General features: G+C 72.7%; 19 protein-coding genes. 9 read left to right on the top strand and 10 right to left on the bottom strand.

Annotation, left to right across the window (positions count from 1 at the left end):
- The first annotated feature begins 432 nt into the window (after positions 1 to 432).
- Positions 433 to 1,353: a PfkB family carbohydrate kinase gene (locus tag WMF22_RS37335; RefSeq protein WP_437294709.1), complete on the top strand. Its 921-nt coding sequence runs from the start codon at positions 433 to 435 to the stop codon at positions 1,351 to 1,353.
- A 179-nt stretch (positions 1,354 to 1,532) separates the two neighbouring features.
- On the opposite strand, the gene rplI is transcribed toward WMF22_RS37335, so the two are convergent.
- From rplI to WMF22_RS37305, 6 genes are all read right to left on the bottom strand, one after another.
- Positions 1,533 to 1,985: a 50S ribosomal protein L9 gene (gene rplI / locus WMF22_RS37330; protein ID WP_012239547.1), complete on the bottom strand. Its 453-nt coding sequence runs from the start codon at positions 1,983 to 1,985 to the stop codon at positions 1,533 to 1,535.
- Positions 1,986 to 1,995: 10 nt separating this feature from the next.
- Positions 1,996 to 2,316: a 30S ribosomal protein S18 gene (rpsR, locus tag WMF22_RS37325; RefSeq protein WP_272104372.1), complete on the bottom strand. Its 321-nt coding sequence runs from the start codon at positions 2,314 to 2,316 to the stop codon at positions 1,996 to 1,998.
- Between the two features lie 3 nt (positions 2,317 to 2,319).
- Positions 2,320 to 2,859: a 30S ribosomal protein S6 gene (rpsF, locus tag WMF22_RS37320; RefSeq protein ID WP_437294708.1), complete on the bottom strand. Its 540-nt coding sequence runs from the start codon at positions 2,857 to 2,859 to the stop codon at positions 2,320 to 2,322.
- A gap of 108 nt (positions 2,860 to 2,967) precedes the next feature.
- A complete protein-coding gene (pth, locus tag WMF22_RS37315; protein ID WP_437294707.1) occupies positions 2,968 to 3,639 on the bottom strand; it encodes an aminoacyl-tRNA hydrolase in 672 nt (223 codons plus the stop codon).
- A gap of 124 nt (positions 3,640 to 3,763) precedes the next feature.
- Positions 3,764 to 4,447 (bottom strand): 50S ribosomal protein L25/general stress protein Ctc, encoded by a 684-nt coding sequence (locus tag WMF22_RS37310; RefSeq protein WP_437294706.1) that lies wholly within the window; start codon positions 4,445 to 4,447, stop codon positions 3,764 to 3,766.
- Between the two features lie 213 nt (positions 4,448 to 4,660).
- Entirely contained in the window at positions 4,661 to 5,623 is a 963-nt protein-coding gene (locus WMF22_RS37305; RefSeq protein ID WP_437764627.1) for a ribose-phosphate pyrophosphokinase, read from the bottom strand.
- Positions 5,624 to 5,778: 155 nt separating this feature from the next.
- Here WMF22_RS37305 and ribF point away from each other — a divergent pair, with 155 nt between their 5' ends.
- From ribF to WMF22_RS37290, 3 genes are read left to right on the top strand one after another with little or no spacing between them, the layout of a single operon-like run.
- Complete coding sequence (gene ribF / locus WMF22_RS37300) at positions 5,779 to 6,780, top strand: riboflavin biosynthesis protein RibF (RefSeq protein WP_438032843.1); 1,002 nt, start codon at positions 5,779 to 5,781, stop codon at positions 6,778 to 6,780.
- 31 nt (positions 6,781 to 6,811) lie between these two features.
- The gene (locus WMF22_RS37295) at positions 6,812 to 8,989 is read left to right on the top strand and encodes a hypothetical protein (protein ID WP_438032842.1); all 2,178 of its coding nucleotides are present in this window, start codon (positions 6,812 to 6,814) and stop codon (positions 8,987 to 8,989) included.
- 58 nt (positions 8,990 to 9,047) lie between these two features.
- On the top strand, positions 9,048 to 10,025 hold the full coding sequence (locus WMF22_RS37290; RefSeq protein WP_438032841.1) for a hypothetical protein: 978 nt from the start codon (positions 9,048 to 9,050) through the stop codon (positions 10,023 to 10,025).
- Between the two features lie 44 nt (positions 10,026 to 10,069).
- Here WMF22_RS37290 and WMF22_RS37285 read toward each other — a convergent pair whose 3' ends face one another.
- The 3 genes from WMF22_RS37285 to WMF22_RS37275 all read right to left on the bottom strand — a co-directional run bounded on the left by WMF22_RS37285 (position 10,070) and on the right by WMF22_RS37275 (position 13,285).
- Positions 10,070 to 11,074, bottom strand: coding sequence for a hypothetical protein (locus WMF22_RS37285; protein WP_438032840.1), 1,005 nt, complete (start codon positions 11,072 to 11,074; stop codon positions 10,070 to 10,072).
- A 41-nt stretch (positions 11,075 to 11,115) separates the two neighbouring features.
- Positions 11,116 to 12,522 (bottom strand): protein-disulfide reductase DsbD family protein, encoded by a 1,407-nt coding sequence (locus WMF22_RS37280; RefSeq protein WP_437294701.1) that lies wholly within the window; start codon positions 12,520 to 12,522, stop codon positions 11,116 to 11,118.
- A gap of 64 nt (positions 12,523 to 12,586) precedes the next feature.
- Entirely contained in the window at positions 12,587 to 13,285 is a 699-nt protein-coding gene (locus WMF22_RS37275; protein ID WP_437294700.1) for a tetratricopeptide repeat protein, read from the bottom strand.
- 620 nt (positions 13,286 to 13,905) lie between these two features.
- On the opposite strand from WMF22_RS37275, the gene WMF22_RS37270 reads away from it, so the two are divergent.
- The 5 genes from WMF22_RS37270 (at position 13,906) to WMF22_RS37250 (ending at position 19,461) form a co-directional block, all read left to right on the top strand.
- Positions 13,906 to 14,181, top strand: a complete 276-nt coding sequence (locus tag WMF22_RS37270; RefSeq protein ID WP_437990576.1) for a hypothetical protein — start codon at positions 13,906 to 13,908, stop codon at positions 14,179 to 14,181.
- Positions 14,178 to 14,513, top strand: coding sequence for a hypothetical protein (locus tag WMF22_RS37265; protein WP_437294698.1), 336 nt, complete (start codon positions 14,178 to 14,180; stop codon positions 14,511 to 14,513). Before WMF22_RS37270 ends, WMF22_RS37265 begins: the two co-directional genes overlap by 4 nt.
- Before the next feature lie 234 nt (positions 14,514 to 14,747).
- Complete coding sequence (locus WMF22_RS37260) at positions 14,748 to 15,866, top strand: hypothetical protein (protein WP_438032839.1); 1,119 nt, start codon at positions 14,748 to 14,750, stop codon at positions 15,864 to 15,866.
- Positions 15,867 to 16,032: 166 nt separating this feature from the next.
- A complete protein-coding gene (locus WMF22_RS37255) occupies positions 16,033 to 17,634 on the top strand; it encodes a DUF2254 family protein (protein WP_437294696.1) in 1,602 nt (533 codons plus the stop codon).
- A 195-nt stretch (positions 17,635 to 17,829) separates the two neighbouring features.
- Positions 17,830 to 19,461: a serine/threonine protein kinase gene (locus WMF22_RS37250; protein WP_438032838.1), complete on the top strand. Its 1,632-nt coding sequence runs from the start codon at positions 17,830 to 17,832 to the stop codon at positions 19,459 to 19,461.
- Between the two features lie 75 nt (positions 19,462 to 19,536).
- Here the strand turns inward: WMF22_RS37250 and WMF22_RS37245 are convergent, their stop codons facing one another.
- The gene (locus WMF22_RS37245) at positions 19,537 to 21,069 is read right to left on the bottom strand and encodes a helicase HerA domain-containing protein (protein ID WP_438032837.1); all 1,533 of its coding nucleotides are present in this window, start codon (positions 21,067 to 21,069) and stop codon (positions 19,537 to 19,539) included.
- Positions 21,070 to 21,143: the final 74 nt, after the last annotated feature.

Below are 21,143 nucleotides of genomic sequence, written 5' to 3'. Positions count from 1 at the left end.
CCCGGAGGGGAAACGTTCCTCCGGGGCGTCGGGTGCAGGGTCGGTTTCCGTCTACCAGAACATGGGCAGCCCTGAGAAGGGTTTCTGTTTGCATTGCAGTGAGCGTTCGTGCGGTCGGCATCCCAATGCAGGTTCCACGTCGAGGGGGCGCTCTTCCATGATCGGAGGCATCTTCGGAGGCTTGCTCGGACGCAGGCTCGAAGGCTCGCTCGGACGCTTTCGCGGAGGCCTCCTCGGCGGTCGTTGCCGTGGGGCCTCGCGGCGAGGCGCTGCCGCCGGCGAGGTATGGAAATTGAGCAACCCCGGTCTCATCGCCATTTCTTTTCGCGCTTGACTCAGCTGCGATGACGCTTCGCGCCTCGGCGTGAGCCATCGCGGGGAGCCGCCATTGTGGATCACAAAACACGCCATACAAGGATTGAGCCCGCCGAGGTGGTCTGCGTCGGTGAAGCGCTGTGGGATCTCTATGCGCCCGAAGGCATTCCGCTCGAGCAAGCGAAATTGCTGCGCCGTGTGCCGGGGGGCGGGGCGGTGAACACCGCGACGGCGCTCGTCCGGCTCGGGATACGCTCGGGGCTGTGCGCCGCGCTGGGCGATGACGCGATGGGGCGCGGGCTGAGGGACGAGGTCGCGGCGGCCGGCGTCGACGTGGGACGGCTCTCGCTGAGCGCGGCGCGCACAGGCCTCATGCTCGTGGCGATCGAGCGCGGCGAGGCGCGCTTCGCCGGGTACAGGCAGGGCGAGAGCGAGGCGCAGGCGCTCGCTCTAGCGCTGCCGGAACGATGGCAGACCCGGGTCGTGCACTTCACCGGGATCGCGCCGGTGCGCGGGGCGAGCGGCGCGCTCGCGCGGGCGGCCGCGAGCGCTCGCCGCGAAGGGTGCGCCGTCGCGGTCGACGTCAACGCGCGCCCGCGGATGTGGCCGCGCGCCGAGCGCGCCGCGTCCGTTCCCGGCGCGGAGGCCGGCGCCGCGCCGGTTTCCGGCGCAGGCGTGCGTGGCTGCTTCCGCCTGTTCGGGCAGGCGGACCTCGTGAAGTGCAGCGCCGGCGATCTCGACGTGCTGGGGACGACGGCGCGCGCGCTCCGCGAGCGCCTCCGCCCCGAGGCGACGCTGGTCGTCACCGATGGCGCGCGGGAGACGCTCCTGCTCGGCCCCGGGGGCGAGCGCGCCGTCGCGCCGCGCCCGGTGCGCCCGCACGATCCGACGGGCGCGGGCGACGCCTTCTGCGCCGGGATGCTGGCGAGCCTCGTCTGGGAGGAGCGAGCGCGGTGGGGGGACGGGGCGCTCATGCTGCGCGCGGTGGCGCGGGGGCACGACGTCGCGCGGGCGTGGGTGAGGCGGAAGCGCGGCTGAAGGGGCGCGGGGGCGCGGCCGAACGAGGCGCGGGGGCGCGGCCGAACGAGGCGCGGGGGCGCGGCCGAAGGAGGCGCGCGGGGGCGGCCGAAAGAGGCGCGCGGGGGCGGCTGGAGAGGGGAGGGGAAGCGCGGGAGCGCCGCGGGAGCGCGGGTCGAGCCGCGCTCCCTGGCGCCGCGCTACTTGGCGGCGACCGTGACCTCGACCGACGCCGTGATGGACGGGGCGAGGCGGATCACGACGGGGTGGGCGCCGAGCGACTTGATCGCGTCGGTCTCGATGCGGCGCCGGTCGACGCTGAAGCCCTGCGCGGCGAGCGCCTCTTCGATGTCGCGCGCCGTGACCGAGCCGTACAGCTTGTCGCCCTCGCCGACCGGGCGGCTGATCGTGAGCTTGACCTGGTTGAGCTTGGACGCGAGCTGCTCCGCCTCGGAGCGCGTCTTGGCGGCGCGCGACTCGGCGACCCGCTTCTCGTGCTCGATGCGGGACACGTTCTCGGCGGTGGCGCCCACCGCGAGGCCGCGCGGGATGAGGTAGTTGCGCGCGAAGCCGGGGCGAACCTTCACGAGCTCGCCGCTCTTGCCGACGTTGTGGAGGTCCTCCGTGAGGACCACATGGATGTGGGTTGCCATGATCGACCTCCTACGCCGTGACGGTGAACGGCAAGAGCGCGATGTTGCGCGCGCGCTTGATCGAGAGGGTCACCTTGCGCTGGTGGCGCGCGCAGTTGCCGCTGATGCGGCGCGGGACGACCTTGCCGCGCTCCGAGATGAAGTACTTGAGCGCCTGCGGGTCCTTGTAGTCGATGACCAGCGCCTTGTCCGCGCAGTAGCGGCAGACGCGCTTCCGGCCCGTGCGGCGGCGCCCGGGGGCGTCGGCGTTCAGGTCGGGCGTGCGCCCGAAGTCGCGATCGTCGTAGTCAGCGCCGCCGTTGCGGCCCATGTCACTGTTGCGGCCGTTCATAGCTCAGCTCTCCTCCTCGTCGGCGGCGCCTTCCGCCTCAGCCTCTTCGGCATCGTCGAGATCGCCCGCCGGGGCCTGCTCGGAGCTCCGGTCGATGCGGCGCTCCGGCTCGATCAGGCCGAGCTGGCGCTCGCGCGAATCGTCGCGGTCGTCCTCCAGCGGCGTGAGCTCGAGGCGCTCGAACTTCACGTCCTCGTCGGCGATCGTGACGCCCTCGACCTCGACGTCGTTGCGCACGAGCACCGTCTGGTACTTCAGCACGCCGTCGGAGAGGCGCAGGTTGCGCTCGACCTCGGAGACGACCTTCCCGCCCCCGAGGTACTTCAGGTACACGTAAACGCCGCGGCGGTGCTTGGCGATGTCGTACGCGAGGCGGCGGCGCCCCCACGTCTCGACCTTGGTCAGCCGGCCCGACTCGCGCCCGACGACCTCGGCGAGGCGCGACCCGATCCGCTCGGCGCCGTCGGCGTCGATGTCAGGTCGCAGGATGTAGATCGTTTCGTATTCTCTGGCGCGCCCGGGCGCCGTTACCTGTCGGCTCATTCAGTCTTCCCTCTCGGCCAATGGCCCCGGGGCGGCGCCCCGGAGCGAGGAAAGGAACAGCCTGTCGAGCGACGCACCGGCGAGCTCGGCAGGCTGTCCCGTAGAGGATCAGGGCTTCTGCGTCGGGGGGAGGGGACCCTTCCCTTCCTTCGCGGCGGGGGCTGGATCCGTCGACCCATCCCCCTCGCCCTTCTGCCTCTTGCCCGGCTTGGGCCGGGTGTTTCGGACGTTCATCGCGGCCTCGAAGCCGCGGGCGGCGACTTCTAGCACACTTTGGACAGCTTGCTTCAAGCAGTCGGGCAGGCTCGCGCGCTCGACGGCGTCGAACCCCGACAGGACGTAATCCGCGACCTCGCCCCGGAAACCCGCAGGCGGCCGTCCCACCCCGAGGCGGACGCGCCCGAAGTCGCCCGTCCCGCCGTGCGAGATGATCGAGCGAAGCCCGTTGTGCCCCGCGTGCCCGCCGCCGACCTTGAGGCGAACCGTGCCGAACGGCAGGTCGAGCTCGTCGTGGAGCACGATCAGCTCGGAGGGCGCGACCTTGAAGAAGGCCATCGCCGGCTGCACGCTGCGCCCCGACTCGTTCATGTAGGTCATCGGCTTGAGCAGGATCGCCTGCTGCCCGGCGATCTCTGCCCGCGCGTGGACGCCCGAGAACTTCTCGCGGAACGGATCCGCCCGGACCTCGTCGGCCAGCGCGTCGATGGCCATGAAGCCGACGTTGTGCCGGTGAGCAGCGTATTCCTTGCCCGGGTTCCCCAGGCCGACCACGAGCAGCATGACGAGCTGGTTCTGCTGAGTCCCTGGAATGGGGGAGGTGAGGCAGGCGAAGCAGGTGAGGCGGCGGGCAGGGCGGGCCGCGCGCGCCTCGCTGTGCGGAGGCGCGAGGCGGCCCGCTCCCGGATTACTTCTTGTCCTTCTTGTCGGCCGCGGGGGCCGCGCCCTTCGCGGGGGCAGCCGCGCCGGCGGCCGGCGCAGCGGCCGCGGCAGGCGCGCCGGCGGCGGGCTTCGCCTCTTCCTCGGGGCCAGCCTTCTCGGGCGCGTTGACGACGGCGATCGTCTGGTCGTCCGCGAGGAGCGTCTTCACGCCCTCCGGCAGCTTCAGCCCGCTGGCCTTGTACGAGTCGCCCAGGTCGAGCTCGGTCACGTCGATCTCGATGAACGACGGGATCTTCTCCGGCAGGCAGCGCACGGGGATCGTGCGGAAGATCTGCTGGAGCACGCCGCCGGTGACCACGCCCTTCGGCTTGCCCACGCAGCGGAAGGGGATCTGCACGTCGACGGGCTGGTCGAGCTTCACCTGGATGAAGTCGGCGTGGACGAGCTCCCGCGAGATGGGGTGGTAGTCGTAGTCGCGCACCATGACGGTGAGCGTCTGGCCGTTCTCGATGGCCAGCTCGACCACGGAGTTCTTGCCGTGGTCGGAGCCGAGCACCTGAAGGAGCGCCTTCGGCGAGATGGCGACCGACTGCGGCGCGAGCTCGCGCCCGTAGGCGATGGCGGGAATCTGTCCGGCGCGGCGCAGGCGGCTCGACGCGCTCTTGCCGCTATCCTCGCGCCTCGTGGCGTTGAGCTTGATGATGTCCATGACGACGGCTCCAGAAGTGATCCAGGGGTCCGCGGTGCGCGGCTCCACCCCGGCGTAGGGTGCGGCGCTATAGCAGAACGGAGAAGAGGAAGTCGAGCCTTCGTCGCCGGAGGGCGCGTTTTGTGTCTTTTGTGAGTTCTTTGGTGTGTCCTGGCGAGGGGGCGCGGGCGACCTGCGTCGCCGTGCGTCCCGCCGCCGAACGCGCGCGGCCGGTCAGACGAAGAGCGAGCTCACCGAGTCCGAGTGATGGATGCGGCGGATCGCCTCGGCGAGCAGCCGCGCCACCGAGACGACCTTGAATTTACCGGAGGCCCTCGCCTCGTCCGAGAGCGGGATCGAGTTCGTCACAACGACCTCGGTGAGGGGCGAGTCCTTGATGCGCTCGACCGCCGGCCCGGACAGGACCGGGTGCGTGGCGCAGGCGGCGACGCTCCTGGCGCCCTGCTTCATCAGGGCGTTGGCGGCGTTCACCAGGGTGCCGGCGGTGTCGATGAGGTCGTCGAGGATGAGGCAGTTCTTGCCGGCCACCTCGCCGATGATGTTCATGACCTCGCTCTCGTTCGCCCGCTCGCGGCGCTTGTCGATGATCGCGAGCGTGCCCTGGAGGCGCTTCGAGTAGGCGCGGGCCCGCTCCACGCCGCCCGCGTCCGGGGAGACGATGACCACGTCCTTGCCGTAGTGCTCGCGGAGGTGGTGCTCCAGCAGCGCCGGCATCGCGAACAGGTGGTCGAACGGGATGTTGAAGAACCCCTGGATCTGACCGGCGTGCAGGTCGAGCGCGACGATCCGGTTCACCCCGGCGGCGACGATGAGGTCGGCGACGAGCTTCGAGGTGATCGGCGTCCGCGGCGCGACCTTCCGGTCCTGCCTGGCATAGCCGTAGTAGGGGATGACCGCCGTGATGGAGCCGGCCGAGGCGCGGCGGAGCGCGTCGACCATGATCAGGAGCTCCATCACGCTGTCGTTGACCGGCGAGCAGGTGGGCTGCACGACGTAGGTGTCGACGCCTCGGACGTTCTCCTGGATGACGCAGAACGTCTCGCCGTCCGAGAAGCGCGACACGCGCGACTTCCCCATCGGTTGCTCCAGGACCTGACAGATTTCCTGGGTAAGGGGGAAATTGGCGTTGCCGGAGAAGATACTGACTCTCTTGAACACGGCGCGCCTCCAGCCCATTTCGGGGAGCGCGGCTCTATCAGTCGGACATGGGCACGTCAAGCGACTCTGTACAGCGATCGCTTGGCTGTACGTGCGTATCGTGACGGGCGGCGCTGCTCTCGCCTGCGTCCACCCGCATTTCGTTCGGCGCTGCTTCGGGTTAGGTAGCGGCCGTGGAGTCTTTCGCTGCCGCCGCTTCCGGGCAGGGCGGGCGCGCCGCGGCCGGGCCGCGGGGCAGCCTGGTGATCATCGGCAATTTCGACGGCGTTCATCTGGGGCACCAGGCGCTGCTCGCCGACGCGGCGCTGGACGCGGAGCGGCGGGGGCTCGAGCCGGTGGCGCTCACGTTCGCCCCGCACCCCGCGAGCGTCCTCGGCCGGACCCCGCCGGCGACGCTGACGGCGCTGCCGCGCAAGATCGAGCTCATCCAGCGCGTGCAGCCGGCGATACGGGTCGACGCGGTGACGTTCGACCGCGCGTTCGCGGCCCAGACGCCGGAGGAGTTCGTGCGGCGCGTGCTGCTCGATCGGCTCGCGGCGCGCGTGGTGCTGGTCGGCGCGAACTTCCGGTTCGGCCGCGGGCGCGCCGGGGACTTCACGACGCTCGGGCGCCTCGGCGAGGATCTCGGCTTCGAGACGCGATCGCACCCGCTCGTCGGCGACGCCGAGGGGGCGTGGTCGAGCACCCGCGTCCGAGCGGCCATCGCGCGCGGGGATCTCGAGTCGGCCGAGCGGATGCTGTCGCGCCCGCACATGCTGTCCGGCGTCGTCGCGCAGGGGGCGAGGCGGGGCAGGACGATCGGCTTCCCCACCTGCAACATCGACGAGATCGAGGAGGCGCTCCCGCCGTTCGGCGTGTACGCGACGCTCGTCGATCGGGTGACCCCGTCGGGGCGCGCGGTCGCGCTCGCGCGCGGCGTGGCCAACCTCGGCGTCCGCCCGACGGTCGAGGCGTCGAGGCAGGCGCGCCCGAACCTCGAGGTGCACCTCTTCGACGTCGACGCGGATCTCTACGGCGCGGCGCTGCGCGTGCACCTGATCGCCCGGCTGCGCGAGGAGCGGCGGTTCTCCGGGCTGCCGGAGCTCAAGGCGCAGATCGCGCGAGACGCCGAGGCGGCGCGCGCGCGGCTCGCGTCGATCAGCGCGGATCCGGCGGCGGAGGGGGCGTTTCGCTGAGCGGTCCGGCGAGGGTGAGCGAGCGTCGGATGTGGTAGCGTCGGCGGCGATGGAGCGCCGGGAGCTCGACGGGCTGACGCGGGAGGAGCTGATAGCGCGCGCCGAGGGGCTCGGGGTGCCGCGGCCGCGCCTGCTCACGAAGGTCGAGCTCATCGACGAGATCGTGGCGCGCACCGCGCAGAGCGAGCCGGAGCGGGCCCGCCTCCGCGGCTTCCTCGGGCGGGCGCGCGATCTGCTCTCGCGCGTGGTCGAGCGGGGCCTGCACATGCCGGAGACCGCGCGCGCGCTGCGCGGCGAGGCGCCGCCGGAGCAGTGGCCGCCGCCCCCGCCCCCGCCGCCGCCGCGGTCCACCACGACGCTCGCCGAGATCTATGCGTCCCAGGGGCACACGGACCGCGCCATCGCGATGCTCGACGAGATCCTCGCGCGAGCGCCGGAGGACGAGGACGCGCGGCGGCTCCGGGAGAGGCTGATCGAGAGCGCGGCACGCGGGCAGGGGGCAGGCGTGGAAGCGCGGGACGCGGACGCGGAGGATGCGGACGCGGAGGACGCAGCCGCGGAGGATGCGGACGCGGAGGATGCGGGCGCGGAGGGCGCAGCCGCGGAGGATGCGGGTGCAGCCGCGGAGGATGCGGGCGCGGAGGATGCGGGTGCAGCCGCGGAGGATGCGGGCGCGGAGGGCGCGGACGCGGAGGACGCGGACGCAGCCGCCGCGGAGGCTTCCCCTGCTCCGATCGCACGAGACGATGGCGCGACCGAGCCAAGCGGGGCCGCCATCGCGAGCGAGCACCAGGGGGAGCCCGGACCCGTCGCCGGAGCGCCTGGCGGCGTTCCGGTGCAGCCTCCGCGAGATCCTTCGCCTGCAGGTGCCGGAGCGACGGCGTCGCCCGTCGCCGCAGGGGAGGTGCTGGGTCTTGCGGCGGCCTTGCGCGACGAGCGGGCGGAGCTCCCGGCGCGGTACGACGTCGACGAGATCGTCGGCATCGCGGTCGATCACGAGACGATCTACCTCTACTGGGAAGTGCGTCCCAGGACGCTCGCGCGAGCGCGGGCGCGTCGCCCGGAAGGGCAGCTCGCGATCCGCGTCGTCGCGGTGCTCCCGAGCTGGGAGCGGCCCGTGGTCGAGCAGCGGGATCTCGCCATCGACGCGCTCTTCGGGGACATGTTCGTGCGCGACATCCCGTCCGGCGCGAACCTCCGCATGTGCACGGGCTGGCTCGCCGGCGAGGTGTTCGAGCCTTTCGCGGTCGGCCTCGAGGTCGCTGTGCCACGCGCGTTGCCGGCCTCGCCGAGATCGCCCTCGGAGGAGTCGCCGGTCTCTGCGCCAGCGCTGACGGGTGAGACCTCGGGTGAGCCACCGGCCTCTGCGCCAGCGCTGGCGGGCGAGACCTCGGAGGAGCCGCCGGCCTCTGCGCCGGAGCTGACGAGCGAGATCACGCAGGGCAGCCCTACCGCGGCGATGAACGTCGCGGAGCGGCACCTCGAGGGCGGCGTCGGCGATGCGGCATCCCCGGCGCTGATTGCCGCGGGGACGCCGTCCCTGTCGATCCCCGGCACCAGCGGAGAGCACGGCGAGCCTGTCGTCGTGGTCGGCGCGAGCGGAGGCCCGGTGACCACGGCTCTGCCGGCGCCGAGCGCGCCGGTCGCCAGCGGTGACGCAGAGGTCGAGGCGGCTGCGGCGGCGATGGTCACGAGCAGCGACGTGGAGCCTGCTGCGCCGGCCGCGATCGGCGGCGTGGCCGCCGAGGCTGTCCGAGCAGCCGCGCCCCACGACCTCGAGGCGGCCGCGGCTGGGCGCAGCGCGACGCCCGTCGCGGAGCCGACGCTCGCGTTGCCCGATCAGGCGCCGGCGCGCTTCTCCTCGGGAACGGCGCCGACGCCGGAGGCGATCGCGCAGGCGGTCGCGGCGACCCGCGGCGGGGCGAGCGAGGGACCAGCCCGCTTCCCGTCAGGAACGGCGCCGACGCCGGAGGCGATCGCGCAGGCGGTCGCGGCGACCCGCGGCGGTTCGAGCGAGCTGCTCCGAGGAGGCGGCGGGAGCGCGGGACCTCACGCCAGCGAGGCGCTCCGGCGCACGAGCGCGGAGCGGGGCCTCTCCCCGGGCGGCGGGCCGCGCCCTGGCGCGGATCGGGTCCGATCCCTCGGCGGTGGAGCGGAGCTCTGGCGGAGCTTCGCCACCCGGGCGCGCCCGCCTTCCCGGGGCCGCTGAGCGACCTGGTCGACCCGCCGCACGCAACTCGGGACGCGCGGCGGTCGACCCACCTCGCGTGCACCCGAACCACCGATCCATCGCAAGCTCCGCTCTCTTCCTCCTCGGCGCGCTCGCCTGCGCCCTGTTCACCCGGCAGGCGCGCGCCGAGCTCCCCCTCGACGACGAGCCCACGGCGCTCGACCCGCGCGTCGACCGCATCGACACCGCGCCCCACGAGCTCTGGGCTGCGTCCCCGGGCGGCGCGCGGCCGCTCTGGCTCGCGGTGGAGCTCGGGATCGCTCGGCTCGAAGGGGGCGAGCGCTCCCTCACCGGCATGCTGCTCGCGAGCATCCCCCTCGAGCGGCTGTCGGCCCGCCCTGGCGCGCCGTCTCCACCGCCCGCCGTCGCCGAACCCGCGGCGCCTTGGCTGAAGCCTGCCCCGGCGACCCCGAGCCCGCCGCGCGCGGCGCCGGAGATCGAGCTCCCCGAGCCGCCTCCTCCCGCGCAGCCAGCCGAGGCCGAGCCGCCGCTCCCGCTGCCGGTCCGGGTCACGCCGGCGATGGCCCGCGCGATCGTCGAGGCGGCGCTGCGGCGATCCCGCCTCCTCGATCCCGAGGCGCGCATCGACGCGATCGCGTCGCGCGCGCGGACGTCGTCGCTCTTCCCGGAGCTCCGGCTCCGCGTCTCTCGGCTCGTCGATGAGGCGGAGAGCCTGGCCCCCACGGAGTACGATCCGGCGCGAAAGACGGCGTCCGGCGGCACGAGCCTGTGGCTCGAGGCGCGCGCGACGTGGCGGCTCGACCGGATCGTCTTCGCCGACGAGGAGATCGCGCTGGAGCGCCTCCGCCGCGAGCGCGCCGAGCTGCAAACGAAGCTCACGGCGCGCGTCCTCGAGCTGCTCTTCGCGTGGCAGCGCGCCGTCGCGCTCGCGGCCGATCCGGGCCAGAGCCCCGAGGAGCACCGCGCCGCGACGCTCGCGGCGCTCGAAGCGGAGGCGTCCCTCGACCTGCTCACCGGTGGCTGGATGACGCGGTGGCGCGCTGCGCGCGAGTGAGCCCGCGCGCCTCCGCCTGCGCAGGGCGCCCGCGCGCGGCAGGGCTACAGGATGGTCTGCGAGAGCGTCACCGCGCGCCTGCCGGTGCCGGCGTCTCCGTCGGGATCGGTCACCGTCACCTCGACCTCCACGACCTTCCCGAGCAGCTCCTCGATCTTCCGCTCGCCATCCAGCCGGAACCGCAGCCCGGCGAGCGTGCAGAAGCCGCCTTCGTCGGGATCCAGGGTGAAGATGACCTCGAGCGGCTCGATCGCATAGCCGAGCTCGGGCACGACGCCGTTCACCACGGTGAGCGAGCCGGATCGGCGCAGGTTCTTGAGGCGGATGGCGACGAAGATGTGGTAGCCGCCTTGAGGTCCAGCCTCCACCTGGACCTCGTCGAGGTCATCGAGCGGGAAGTAGTCGGCCTGCCCCTCCCCGACGATGACGACCGGCTCGCCCCCGGCGGCCGGCTTGCAGAGGTCCGGCTCCGCGCCCGCGTTCCACGAGGTGCTGTAGGGATCGAGCTGCCGGGGATCCACGTCGGGGGCGCTGCAGCCGCCGGCCACGCAGGTCTGCGGCGCCGGGCAAGTGGCCGCCCCGGGCGCGACGACGCACTCCCGCTCGAGGCGCACCCGGAGCAGCAGCGTGCGGCCGCCGATCACCCGGGTCGACGCGGTGCGGGTGAGCAGCGGCCTCTCGGCGTCCTCCGCTCCGAACGCCTCCAGGGAGATCTCCACGGCCGTGCCGTCCTCGAGATCGCTGAAGAAGAACTCCCGCGGGAAGAACAGCTGCCCGTTCTTCTGCGCCAGCGCGTCCTCGTGGACCACGTCTCCGCCGGCCCGCAGGACGACGCGCAGCAGGTCGATGTCGGCGCCTGCGCGGAGCTCGCTCGTCACCCCGAACACCACGGTCCCGGTGGTGGGCCCCGCCGCGCCGCAGCCTGCGACGAGCAGGGCGCAGAGCGCGACGGCGGCGAGCAGGATGGTGCGGATGTTCGTGGCGGCCTGGCAGCGATGGGCGCGGCGCCCGTCGCTCCCTCCTCGCGGCGTTCGGTCCTCTTGAGCCATGCCGGCGGCGTGTGCGGCGCGCTGCTGCCAGGCGCGGCGCGCTACTGGATGCCTTCGAGCGCGGCCAGGAACACGTCCGGGCCGACGAAGTCGTTGAAGCGCTTCCGCTCGGCGCCGGTGGAGTCGTACAGCACCACCGTGGGCAGGCCGACGACCTTGTACTTGCCCTTCACCGCGTCGATCTGCGGATCCTCGTCGTCCGTCGCGTCGACCTTCACCGCGACGAAGTGCGCCGCCTTGGCCATGACGCGGGGATCCGAGAAGGTCTCCTTCGCGAGCTGCTTGCAGGCGCCGCACCACTCCGCGGTGAAGTCCACGAGCAGCGGGCGCCCTTCCGCCTTCGCCTTGGAGACGGCCACCGGCTCCTCGTGCAGCCACGTGAGCTGCGGCGACACGGCCTCGCCGGCCACGGCCGACGGGACGGGCGAGGCGAGCTTCGGCAGATCCAGGCTCGCGACGAGCAGGAAGCTGCTGGCCACCGTGAGCGCGATGCCGACCCCCTTGCGGGCCTTCACGCCGGCGCCGCCGTCGTCCCAGGAGAGGTGCACCGCGCCGAGCGCGAGGCCGACGGCGACGAGGCCCGCCATGATGGCCATGAACTGCGGCGTGGGCTGCGCGAGCGACGACAGCGCCGGGAAGGTCGTCTTCAGGAAATAGAGCGCGACGACCATCATCACGATCCCGAAGAACGACTTCACCCCCAGCATCCACTTGCCGCCCTTCGGCAGCGCGAACGCGAACGCGCCGACGAGCCAGAACGGCAGGCCGAGCCCGAGGGAGAAGGTGGCGCCGACCAGCGCGCCGAGGCCGACATTCTGGGTCTTCCCGATCCAGAGGATGATGCCCGTGAGGACGGGCCCGGTGCACGGCGCGGCGACGAGGCCGCTCACGAGGCCGAGCAGGAAGGCGCCGCCGTAGCCGATGCCCCCGACCTGCGAGAGCCGCTGCATCAGGGTGTCCGGCAGCGTCATCTCGAACGCGCCGAACATCGACAGCGAGAGCGCGATGAACACCGCCGCGATGCCGACGATGACCCACCTGTTGGAGAGCACGCCGCCGAACAGGCTGCCCGTGAGCGCCGCGGCCACGAGCATCGTCGTGAAGAGCACGACGATCCCGAGCACGAAGCTCGTCGAGAGCAGCATCGCCTCGCGCCGGGACTTCGCCTCCCGCGCCCCGAAGATGCTCACCGTGATGGCGATCATCGGGTACACGCAGGGGGTGAGGCACGTGAGCAGCCCGCCCCCGAGCGCGGCGAGCGCGGCGAAGAGCGGGCCAGCCTCCAGACCGCGGGTGAAGAGATCGCGCTCATCGCCGGCCAGCGCGATCGCCGGGGACGCGAGCGCGGAGAGCGCGGCCAGCGCCGGGAGCGCGCGTCCGAGCGCGCCGCGTCGGACACCCGCCGGCGCGGCGCCGGCGCTTGCCTTGAAACGAGTCGAAGCGGTCATCACCAAGGTTCTATAGCAAAGCGATCGGGGTCGTGCGGCAGGCCGCCGTCCGTTCAGGCCGGCATCAGCGTTCCGCGAGGGACGCGAGCGTCCGGCGCGCCGCCTCGATCTCCGCGCCGAGCGCGATCGCGACCGCGGCCCTCCCCGAGGTGCTCCGCTGGACGAAGGCTTCCAGGTATTTCCTGGCCTCGTCCCAGCGCTGGTCGAAGTAGGCCATCTGCCCGAGCACGAACCGGCCGTACCCCTGGCCCGCCGGCACCTCCGAGAGCCGATCGATCAGCGCGCCGAGCCCCTCCACCGCCTTGCCGCTCTCGCACTGCACGACGGCGAGGTGCCCCTGATAGAGCGGCTTGTCCCGCGTGCCCCAGCGCGCCGCGCGTGTGAGCGCGCCGATCGCCTCGTCGTACCGGCGCGCCAGGTGATACACGCTGCCCAGGGTCCACCAGTGGAACGCCCTCCGGCTCGCCGGCCCCGTGCGCGCCGCCAGCCGGAGGTGCCCGACGGCCCCATCGATGTCCCCGAGGGCCTGCTTCGCGCGCGCCGCGTCCTGGTGGGCGACGTCGCTCAGCACGCCGAGCGCCAGGATCTGCTCCGCCACCTCGGCCGCCCGCTCGAAGCGGCGTGTCTCGAAATACGCGAGGTAGAGCTGCCGCAGCAGCATGGCCTGCGTCGTCCTGTCGAGCGGCCCCCGGAGCGACAGGCCCCGCCGCGCCCAGAGCGCGCGCGATCGCGGGGTCGCCGCGCCCAGCGCGCGCCGCAACATCTCCTCCGCGGTCAGCGCCGCCGCGGGGGCGCGCCGTCGCGGCGCCTTGCTGGGCCGTTTCTCTCGTGGAGCCTTGGGGCCAGCGTCATTCCCGCTGCCCGCAACGGACGGCGCCGTCGCTTTCGTGCGTCGCCGCGTACCCCCGGAGCCCGTAGGGACGGATCGAGCGCCGTCCACGCTGTCACCGTGCTCGCTCGCCTTGCGCACAGAAAGCAATCCTAACAGACCTGCACACGCGTTCCAGCAATACGCGACGTTTCCATCTTGACTCGGGCCACATGGCTGGCAGGTGGCCGGTCGTGGACGACGGCGGGGTGCCGGCTGGGGTTGGCCGTGCGCCAGTACGGGCTGTCGGCTTCGGCTGGACCTTGTTGCGCCCCATCGAGCGTGGCGCCATCGTCGCGGCCATGCGTCGCCGTCCTGGCTCAACTTCCCTTCAAAGGAGGCGGTATTCCGTCTCCACGGTTTCCGGCAACCTGGGTCGGGTTCTCAACCTGGGTCGGGTCCTCAACCTGGGTCGGGTCCTCAACCTGGGTCGGGTCCTCAACCTGGGTCGGGTCCTCAACCTGGGTCGGGTCCTGGTCCTCAACCTGGGTCGGGTCCTCAGGCTCGCGCCATGCTTGGCCTTGCTCGCCGGCCTGCCGCTCCTGGCCGGGTGCGGGCACCCGGCCAGCCGCGACGAGTGCGAGGCCATCTTCCGGAGGAGTGCCGAGATCGAGCTCCGGGCGCAGAACGTCGTCGACCCGAAGATCGTCGAGGAGCGCACGGCGGCGGTGCGGGATGCCCGCGGCAAGGAGCTCATCGACAGGTGCGTCGGGCGCCGCATCACCGATGCGGCGATGGTGTGCGTCCGGCAGGCAACGACCCCGGAGCAGGTCGATACGTGTCTGGAGTGACGCGCCCCGCGACCCGCGCCGACGTCCTGGCAACCCTGGCGATCGTCCTGCTGGTGCTCGGTATCCTTGTGGGGCGCGCCGCGCTCCGCCGCGCCGCTCCACGTCCGTCCGCCGAGGCGTGCGCCGCGCTCCTCGATCGGTACGTCGAGCTCGTCCTGCGCGCGGCCAACCCCGAGCCCGCTGCGTCCCAGGTCGCCGAGAGGACCGCGATGGCGCGCGCGGCCGCCGGGGAGCGCGGCTTCGTCCGCTGCGAGGCCGACCTCACGCAGGCGGAGGTGGCGTGCGCCCTCCAGGCGGGAACTGCGGACGACCTGGAGCGCTGTCTGCCCTGACGCGACCAGCGCGCGGTCCGCGGAGGACCAGCCCCGACATGCTCCCCTGCCGAGAAGACGGTGAAGGAGCGGCGGAGGACGGGCGGAGGACAGCGGAAGCGCGGCGGAGGAACGTGAAGGGACGCCGGCGCGCTGCGAATCGTTCCGGGCGCGCCGCGCTGTGATAGTCTCGGCCGTGGCGAGCGCTCCCCGCTGGCGCGATCTCCTCACCTCCCCACCCTCGGATTGCCTGTCGTGAAAGCCCCGTCGCCCTTGCTCGGCTTCAACAACAACGTCCGGCACAAGGGGCGGTTGTTCCACATACAGACTGAGGACTCGGGCATTCGCCATCCTCACATCATCACGCACCTCTTCGCCGACGGCGGGCGCATCCTCAAGACCACGAAGACCTCGTACGCGGAGCACGTCGGTCAGGCCTCGCTCGCGGAGACGGTCCGCGGTCTCATGAAGGAGCAGCACAAGGCGATGTTCATCGCCCTGCGCGACGGTCACTTCGACTACCTCTTCGACGACACCGCCGCCCCGCCCGTGTCCGCAGGCGCCGTGTCCGCAGGCGCCGCCCCCGCCCCGTCGCATCCGGAGGCGAGCAAGCCCGCGCGGGCGTCGTCGCCGTCGTCGCCCGAGGTGACGGGCGCGCCGAAGGCGCCCCCGCCGTCCCGGCCCCTCACGCCGCCCGTCATGCCGCCTGTCGTGCCGGATGCGTCGCCGCGCCCGAAGCCGGCAGCCGCGCCGACGCCGGCGCCCAGGCCCGCCGCGCCGCCCGCGAGGCCAGCGGCCGCGCCCCTCGCCGCGGCGCCGCGCGCCCCGGCGGCCGAGCCGGCGCCCGCTTCGGCCAGCGGGCGCCCCCGGCTCGAGCTCGATCCCGTCGCGCTCCAGGCGCTCGGCGGCGGGCGCGCGGCCAGCCCGCTCGCCGGCAGGGCCGTACGCCCGGCGTCGCCCGCCGAGATCAAGCCCGAACAACCGTCCATCGATCTCGATCTCGACGCGCTGGAGCGCGCTGCAGCCGAGGCACAGACGCCTTTCTTTCAGCAGATCCAGGACCTCCCGCCGCCGCCTGCGTCGGTGATCGGGCGGCGGGCGGAGTCCGCGGCCTCTGGCGCCGGGGTCTACAGCAATGTCCACCCCGAGCAGGCCGTCGCGCCGCCCGCGCCCCAGGTCGCGGTCGAGCATTTCTCGGGCGGTCCTGGCTCCGGCCGCTACGCAGCCTCGCGCCCGGCCAGCATCTTCGCGACGAACCGGCCGGCGGAGGGCGCCTCGATCTTCGGTGAGGACCTGATCAGCGAGAAATCGCTCGACGAGGTGATCCTCAGCTACCTCGCGGAAGATCTCGACAGCCCCCCGGAGAAGAAATAGCCGGGCTGCCGCCTGGCGTGGCGGACGCGTGGAGCAGGTGCGTGGGGGGCAGCGTGGAGCGGGAGGGCAGGCAGGTCGGCAAGCAGGTCGACCGAGCGGCGGTCACCTGATGAGACCCGATCGGACCGCAGACGACGCCGAACGACAGCGTCGCAGGGGCGCGACCATGGCCCGCATCTGGCTGCGGCCGATGTCGTATCTCCTGGGCGTCAGCGTCGCGACCCTCGCCGTCGTCCACCTGCTCGACGTCGCGCGGCACGAGAACGCGCACCTCTCGCTCTGGGAGGTGTTCGCGCGCATGTCGCCGAGCGACGCCGAGCACATCATGGGCGGCATCGGCGAGGTCATCGCCGCCATCCTCGGTATCGTCATCACGGTCGCGTCCATCATCGTGCAGCTCGCCGCGAACCGTTACACCCCGCGGATCACCGAGATGTTCTTCCGCGACCGGACGAACATGCTCGTGATGGGCTTCTTCGTCGTCAGCGCGGTGTTCTCGCTGTGGGTCAACTTCTCGATCCGCGTCGGCGGGGGCGGCTCGACCGAGGACGCCTTCGTCCCCACGTACGGCGTCGTCGTCACGATGGGGCTGCTCACCGCGAGCCTGCTCATGATGGCGCCCTACTTCGGGTACGTGTTCGACTTCGTCGAGCCCGACAACGTGGTCCGGCGGATCAAGACGAGCGGCGTCGAGCAGGCGCTGCGCCCCGCGGGGGGAGAGAGCGAAGCCGAGGTCGACGAGCGGCGGGTGACGGCGCTCTCGTCGCTGGAGCAGCTCGCCGACGTGGCGCTCAACGCGCTCGACCAGAAGGACAAGGGGATCGCGTCGAAGACGATCGACTCGCTGTCGGAGCTCGTCGTCGCGTACCTGCCCCACAAGGCGACGCTCGATCCGCGCTGGTTCCAGATCCGCGATCGCCTCGCGAAGGACACCGACTTCGTGAGCATGAACGCCGAGGCGCTCGGCAAGCTGTCGACCGCGCGGACCTGGCTCGAGTACAAGGCGCTCCGCCAGTTCTTGATGGTCTATCGCGAGGCGCTCACGGCGATGCCCGACCTCATCACGCGCATCGCCATCGACACGCGCTACATCGGGCAGACCGCCATCGCCGCTGGAGACCGGGCGGCCGTCGCGGTCGTCGTGAAGTTCTTCAACACCTACATGCGCAGGTCGCTCAACGCGAAGGACATCGCCGCGGCCTACAACAACCTGAACCAGTACCGCTACCTGGCGGAGGAGCTGCTCAAGGCGGGGTGGGGGGATCAGGTCCTCGAGATCGCGCGTCATTTCAAGTACTACGCGCAGACGGCGCACGCGATGGGGCTCGCGTTCCTCACCGAGACCGTCGCGTTCGATCTCTGCGTGGTCAACGAGCGCGCGTACGACCTGCACGCACCTGCCCGGGACGAGCTGCTCCAGCTCTTCCTCGAGGTCGACAAGGAAGCGGAGCTCGATCAGCAGGAGCCGTCGCTCCGCGGCGTCCGCAAGGCGCAGGTCAAGCTCGCCACGTACTACCTGCAGAAGGGGGAGGAGGCGCTCGCGCGGAAGATCTACCGCGACATGCGCGACGAGCGGCCCGACAGGCTGCGATCCATCCGCGCGGAGCTCCTGGCCGTGACGAGCAACGAGTTCTGGGAGATCAACGACCGGGGCGCCGTGTTCGAGTACATCGAGCCCGAGCGGCGCCAGCTCATCCACCGCTTCTTCGAGTGGTTCCCGGCGACGACCATGCGCGAGCCGATCCGCGAGGAGCACACGCAGGAGTGAGCGAGGCGTGAGCGGCGCCCTCTCGGTGAGGCGGAACCCAGTGCACGCAGGCTGGATCTGCGCCGGGCATCGACGCGGTGATTCCTGCGGCGCGCGGGCGGCGGTAGGATCGGGCATGCCTTGCTTGCACCCTCTCCACCCCGAGCAGGAGGGCTAGCCTCGACGGAGTCGAGATCGAGCGCTGCACACAACGAGATGCCCGCCTCCCGCCCGCGTCGCAAGAACGCCGAGTCCGATCCGCCGCCGGAGCTGTTCGCCGGCAAGTACCGGCTCATCCGGATGCTGGGCAAGGGCGGTATGGGGGAGGTGTGGCTCGCCGAGGAGGGGCCTCCCGACCTCCGGCGCCACGTCGCGCTGAAGCGGCTGGTCGCGAGGCCAGGGCTCGGCGAGAGCGCGAGGGAGTCGTTCTTCGCCGAGGCCCTGGTGATCGCGCGGCTCGATCACCCGAACGTCGTCCGGCTCGTCGAGTTCGGGGAATTCGAGGGCTCGGTGTACCTCGCGCTCGACTACATCGACGGCCCCGCCCTCGATCGCGTGCTCAGGAAGGTGGGCGCGTTCTCGCCGCGCGCCGTGGCCTACATCGGCCGGGAGATGGCGAGGGCGCTCGAGGCGGTGCACGGCCTGTGCGAGGACGAAGGGCAGAGCTACGCGGTCGTCCACCGCGACGTCTCGCCGTCCAACATCCTGATCGGGCGGGACGGCCGCGTCTGCCTGACCGACTTCGGCGTCGCGCGGATACCGGGCCTCGCGGACGAGCAGTCCGAGAGCAGCGTGTTCAAGGGGAAGCTCCCGTACATGCCTCCGGAGCAGGCGCGCGGGGAGCCGTTCGACGGGCGCGCGGACGTGTTCTCCCTGGGGATCACGCTCCTGGAGGCGCTGCTCGGCAGCCGCGTGCGCAAGGCCGAGACGCAGAGGCAGCTGATCATGGGCGTCGCGTCGCTGCCGATCCCTCGCGCGCGCGAGCTCCTGCCCGACCTGAGCGCGCGGCTCTCGGCTGCGCTCGACGCGGCGACCGAGTTCTCCGTCGAGAAGCGGACCGCCAGCGCGGGCAAGCTGGCCGGCGATCTGGAGCAAGTGCTCCGCGACATGGGCCACGGCGCCGAGGAAGAGGCCCGGAGCGAGCTGAAGGAGCACGTCGAGGCCTGCATCGCGAAGACGGGCTCGCTGAGCGGCGCCGGTTACCGCGCCTCACCGTCGCTCCCTCCGGAGAGCGCGCCGAGACAGAGCTCGCCGGGCCTCGGGCGAAAGGCGCCGGCGGTCGGGAGCACGTCCGCTGATCGCAGGTCGGTCCGCCCCTCATCGCCCGATGGACGGCACGGCGCTCCTGCGGCGGGCCGCAGCGACGCCCCGCTCCCCCTCGGCGCCGCGACGGGCTCGCTCTCGGTGCAGTACCTCGATTTCGACGGCCCGGACGAGGTTCCGCAGCGCCCGCGCCTGCACGCGATGTCGACCACGCCGGAGGGGGAGCTCCAGCGAGGGCTGGCCGCGCCCCAGGCTGCGAACGGCGTCGCTTCCACGGCGAGCACGCCGCCCGTCGCGCGCAGGCCATCCGGAGCGAGCACGCCGCCCGTCGCGCGCAGGCCATCCGGAGCGAGCACGCCGCCCGTCGCGCGCAGGCCGCCCGGAGCGAGCAGGCCGCCGCCAGGCAGCGAGCCGACCGCGGTGCCGGCGGTGCACGCAGGCGGGGAGGCGGCGCCTGGTGAGGAGCCCGCGTCTACCGGGCTCAGCGCCGAGCAGCTGCGGCGCAAGCGGACGATCTTCTATGCAGGGCTGTTCGTGCTCGGGACGCTGGCGACGCTCCGCCTGATCTTCGTTTCCTCCTGCTAGCGCGGCTCGGGCGGCGCCTGCGCGCCGCGCGCGTCCGGGCGCCCCCGCGAGGGCTCGGCTCGGAGCTGCCTCTCGTCAGCCGCTCTGGATCGCGCGGAGCACGGCCGCCTCGTTGAGCGCGTGGCGGCCGCCCTGGAGCGAGGCGAAGCCCGCGCGGGCGAGCGCGGCGAGCGCGTGCGCGGCGCGCCGGATCTCGACCTGGCTGCGCGAGCCGCCGCGGGCGGCGAGCTCCTCCGCGGTCAGCGCCGCGCCGCGGGCGAGCAGCTTCGCGGCCAGCGCGACGTGCGCCACGGACCGGGGGGATCGGCGCCGCGCGTGGCTCCTCGCCGCGCTCACCATCTGCTTGACGCCGCGCACCTCGAGCATCGTGGCGGCCGGCATCGCGAGATCCCGGAGCGACGGAGAGGCCGGCTTCGCGGTGATCTTCACGGCCGCGCCGCCCGACGCCGCGGCGGGCGCGAGCGCGGGCGCCCCCGGGACGCGGTCCAGCGGCGCGCCGAGCGCGGCAGCCGCGGGGGCGCGCGGAGCGGCAGCCGCCGGCGCCTGCGCGACCTCGCCATGGCCAACGCGCGCCACGATCTCGCTCTGGATCACCACCTTGACGACGCCGGCCACCTGAAGCGCGGTGCGCAGCCGCTCGGCCTCGGCCTCGGCGGCCCTGCGCGCCTCGTCGGCCCGGGCGAGCTGCTGCTGGAGCCGGCGGATCTCGGCCCGCAGCGCGGCGCTCGGATCCGGGCCTTGCTGGCTCGCGCTCTCGGCCGCGAGCGCCTCGCGCAGCTCGTCGAGGAGCGTGCTCAGCGTGGCGTCCGCGACGCGCGGCGCGCCGCCGGGCTCACCGGTCCAGCTCGGCGCCTCGCCGCCGTGGGCGGTGTGGCGGGCGCGCCAGCGCTCGAATCGCCCGGCGGCGGGCAGGAAGAACTCGCCGGCCGGGAGCGCGCGGAACTCCTCGAACGTGTGCCCGTCGACGAGCGCCCTCACCGCGTCGTAATCGCGCTCGATCTCGAAGCCGCCGATGGCGGGGAAGTTGAGCTGGCTCATGAGCTCCTTGGAGACCGCCTGCGTGCGCTGGCTGGCGACGACGAGGAGGACGCCGCGCTTGCGGCCCTGCTTCGCGAACCGGTGCAGGATGTCGGAGGTGAGCGACGCGCCCGATTGCGGCGCGAAGATGTGCACCTCCTCGATCACGACGGCCGCCGGGGCGCGGCGCTCCGAGAGGAGGACCCAGAGCCGCTCGAGGAACGGGAGCGCGGCCTCTTGCTGGGAGCGGCTCGTCGGCTGATCCGACAGATCGACGATGAGGCCGAGCCCTTCGTCGAGCACCCTCGCGAGCGCGATCTCCGCCGCGCGCTCGCCGGAGGGCAGCGGCAGGTCCGCGTGGGCGCCGCCGAGGACGAGGACGCGGAACCGCTCGCGCAGCGTGTAGAGCTCCCCCTCGGGATCGATCGCGACGACAGGGATGCCGGCGGCGAGCAGCTCCTCGCAGAGGACCCCGACGCCGAAGCTCTTGCCCCGGCCGGAGGAGGCCCAGATGCCGACCCGCAGCCCGGTGCGCGCGTAGTCGGAGAGGTCGAGCTGGTAGCCGTCGCAGAGGGAGAGGATGGGGCTCACTGGTTCGCTTCGGGCCGGGGGTCGGGTCGGCACGCTCGTGGTGAACTGTAGGCGAGCGCGCGGACGCGCGGGAG

Source organism: Sorangium sp. So ce204, from assembly GCF_051526795.1.
In the GTDB taxonomy this organism is placed as follows: domain Bacteria; phylum Myxococcota_A; class Polyangia; order Polyangiales; family Polyangiaceae; genus Sorangium; species Sorangium cellulosum_B.
This window is presented reverse-complemented; position numbering and strand designations above follow the sequence as displayed.